This is a genomic window from Thermoflexus sp., from assembly GCF_025055495.1.
GTDB lineage: Bacteria > Chloroflexota > Anaerolineae > Thermoflexales > Thermoflexaceae > Thermoflexus.
In genome coordinates, this window is the sequence record NZ_JANWXB010000008.1 from 1 (window position 1) to 3,459 (window position 3,459).

Sequence of the window (3,459 nt, forward strand, 5' to 3'; positions counted from 1 at the left end):
GGGGAGAAAGGGGGGAGGGGCCGTCGCCTTCCGGACTCGCTTTGGTTCCTCAAATTCCCAGTTTATAACTGGACAAAGCACTAGCCCCAACCCCCCGGCGAGCTCAGAGGTCGGATGTCCCATTCATTGTATCAAGGAGCGGAGAATTGCGACGGACAAGGTGGCGCGTCGTCTCATCCGGATTCGAGAGTCGCACCGATGGAAGCCGATCGGGAAAGGCGGAAAGGCCCCGTCCCTAAAGCCTCCTGGAGGAGGCGAACAGCGTAGCGCCGGAGGATGGATGGAAACCATGGCCGATTCCGTTGCTTTCGGTTACGATTAGTCCAGAACAACAGCCGTCGAAATCCACCGTCCGAAAAGAGGCAGGGGTTGATGGAAACACGGCCTGCGTCATCCGCGCCAACCGATTCCGCCCAGATGGAATGGATCCTGGGCAACCTGCGCTGGTTGCTGATCGTGGCGATGGCCCTGACGGCGGCCCTGAACCCCGGCTCGTGGCAGGCGTCTGAAGCCGCCTTCATCGCCCTTCTCCTGCTCACGGGCCTTTACAACCTCCTGGTGCTCCTCGCCCTGGTCTTCGTGCGTTCCCGGCTTCCTCTCCCAGCCATCACGCTGGCGGGCGATGTGCTGATCACCCTTTCCTTCATTGCGATCACCGGCGGCCTGAGCAGCCCCCTGTTCTTCTTCGCTTTTCTCCCGATCCTCACGGCCGCCCTCCGGATCGGCTGGTGGGCCGGAGAGCTGGTCACCTTCGGCCTGATGGGAGGGCTGATCCTCTGGGAAGGGATCCAGGGCCGGGGAGATCTCGTCCTCCCCTCCTTCCTGGTTCAGGCGAGTGTCCTAGCGCTGGGCGCGTTGCTGACCGGGACCGTGGGCGATCGCCTGAAGCGGGAGATCCTGCGGGAGCTCCAGGAGCGGGAGCTGATCCAGCGACGGCTGCTGGCACAGACCCGTCAACAGCTGCAGGGCCTGTTTGAGCTGGCCGCCGCGCTGGGGCAGATGCGGCGGACCGAAGAGATCCTCCATGCCGCCTTAGAGGTCAGTGAGGGCCTGTTCCGGGGCAGCGTCCATCCGGCGCCGCCGATGTTCATCGCCCTGCTGGACCCCGAGGGATTGCGCGTGGCCGCCGCCCGACGCCTGCCGCCCCGAGACGAGCGGGCTCGCCTCCCCGGCCTGGAGGGGGCGATCCGGGAGGCCCTCGAGCGCGGGGAGGCGACGCTTTGTTCCCATCCGACCCAGGATCCGGAGCTCGGGCGGCTGGTGGTCATGCGCATCGCCCAGGCGGCCCTCGTCCTCCCGCTCGGGATCGGCCTGGACCGTTACGGCGTCCTGGTGATCGCCGGCCCGGATCCCCAGGTCTTCACCAGTGAGCGCCGGGATCTCTTACGGTTGATCGCCACTCAGGCCTCCATCGCGCTGCAGAACGCCCTGCTTTACCATACGCTCCAGCGGGAAAAGGAGCGTCTGGTGGAAGTGGAGGAGGAGGCCCGACGGCGGCTGGCCCGGGAGCTGCACGATGGCCCGACCCAGAGCGTGGCCGCCCTGGCGATGCGGTTGAACTTCCTGCAGAAGCTGTTCCAGCACGATCCCGCTCAGCTTCCCTCCGAGCTGGCGAAAGCGGAACAGATGGCTCGCCAGGCCGTCCAGGAGCTGCGCCAGTTCCTCTTCCGCCTTCGCCCGCTGATCCTGGAGTCCCAAGGGCTGGTGGCGGCCCTCACCCATCTGGCGGAGCGGCTTCAGGAGATCGAGCCCTTCGCGATCCATGTGGAGGTGGATCCAGCGGTGGACCAGAAGCTGGATCCCAACGCGAAGGGGCTGGTGTTTTCGATCGTGGAGGAAGCGGTGAACAACGCCCGCAAGCACGCAGAGCCTCAGAACGTGTGGATCCGTATGCGGATCGAGGGGGATCAGCTGCAGGTGAGCGTGGAGGACGATGGGGTAGGCTTCGACCCGCAAGCGCTGCGGGCGGATTACGGCCGCCGGGGCAGCATGGGGATGCTCAGCATGATGGAGCGGGCCGGGCTGCTTCGAGGAGAGTTCTGGGTGGAGTCCGCCCCGGGCCAGGGCACGCGGGTCCGCCTTCAGATCCCCCTCCCGAACGCCGCTCTGGACGCCAAGCCCTCCCCCCGGGAGGAGGCCCGGTGAGCCGCTGGATCCCCGCCCTGTTGCTAAGCCTCCTGGCGCTGACGGTGGAGCTCTCCCTCCTGGCGATTCGGCCCCGGGTCCCTCGATGGGGGCAGTTCCTGATCGAGATCGGCGCGCCGCTCCTCGGGGGGCCGCTTCCGCTGGGCTTGGCGCTGTGGGCGGGATGGCTCAGCCTGCGGGACGTCGGGCTGGTGGGGCCGCACCGCCTGGCCCCCGGGGCGCTCCTGGGATGGCTTCCGGCGGACTGGATCCGGGGGATCGGGCTGGCCAGCCTCTATGGGGGGGCGACGCTGTTGGCCCTCCGGGGCGCCGGCCTCTGGAGACCGGGCCCGCTGCCGCGGAGCGAGAGGCTGGAGAAGGCCTTCGCCGGCCTGGCCCGCGAGGCGCTGGTGGCCTTAGGGCGGGGGATCCTGATGGCCGCGTTGTTCCGCGAGAATCCGCTTCCGGCCGCCTGGATCGCCTTCGGCATCTGGTGGGGCACGTGGCAGGGAGTAGGGAAGCGGGTGGGGATCCGGCCGGGGCCGGAGGTCTGGGGCGGCGCCCTGACCGCCACCGCCCTCTTCGGGCTCACCGGCCATCTCTGGCTCAGCGCGGCCCTCCACGCCCTGGTCGCCGCCACCCTGGCCGGTCCGGCGTCACGGGAGGGGGCCGGGTGAGGCCGAGGCGACCGCCGGGGCCGCCCCACGGGCTTTCGGGAACCTCTGGGAGGCGATCCGAACCGGCCCGCAGGGGCCGAGGGGCGGTCTCCCCAGCGGGCAGGGCGCCTGAATTGCGGGGCTTGCTGCGCCCGGCATCAGGGGCAGAAGGCGCCGCGAATCCCGGTTTCGGTCGAAAACCCGGGGGGATTCGCGGAAAAGGGCCGATGAAGGGCTCGACGTCTCCGCCATATCTGGCGATCTCTTTATCTCTAATCGGAACATCTGGCGGTGCCCGACGCAGCCCTCCGGTCTCCTTTCCGCGAATGTCCCATGGGCGGCGAAACCCGGGGGGATTCGCGGCCCGGTCGGAGGATTGGGAAAAAGACTTGACAGAGCGACCAGAAGGTGGTTTAATTGAAACGAGATGAGCTGGGGAAGTGGATGGAACCTGAGGATCGGGCGAAAACTGGGGCCGATAGCGGCACAGAGGCCTCGCCGCTCTTGCAGTGACGAGACCCGTTTTAGGGGATTGCGACGATCAACAGTGCGTCGGCGAATGCCGCTTTTTCATCCACCTTGCAGTGACGAGACCCGTTTTAGGGGATTGCGACTTATTCATGAGCATGAAGAAGAATCACCACCACCACCACCTTGCAGTGACGAGACCCGTTTTAGG

2 protein-coding genes are annotated in these 3,459 nt (G+C 67.2%); both read left to right on the forward strand.

Annotated elements, in window-relative coordinates:
- Nucleotides 1-372 precede the first annotated feature (372 nt).
- Nucleotides 373-2,145 carry a GAF domain-containing sensor histidine kinase gene (locus tag NZM16_RS00205; protein ID WP_295477681.1) on the forward strand — a complete coding sequence of 591 codons (1,773 nt, stop codon included), beginning with the start codon at nt 373-375 and terminating at the stop codon, nt 2,143-2,145.
- Nucleotides 2,142-2,801, forward strand: coding sequence for a hypothetical protein (locus tag NZM16_RS00210; protein WP_295477685.1), 660 nt, complete (start codon nt 2,142-2,144; stop codon nt 2,799-2,801). Before NZM16_RS00205 ends, NZM16_RS00210 begins: the two co-directional genes overlap by 4 nt.
- Nucleotides 2,802-3,459: the final 658 nt, after the last annotated feature.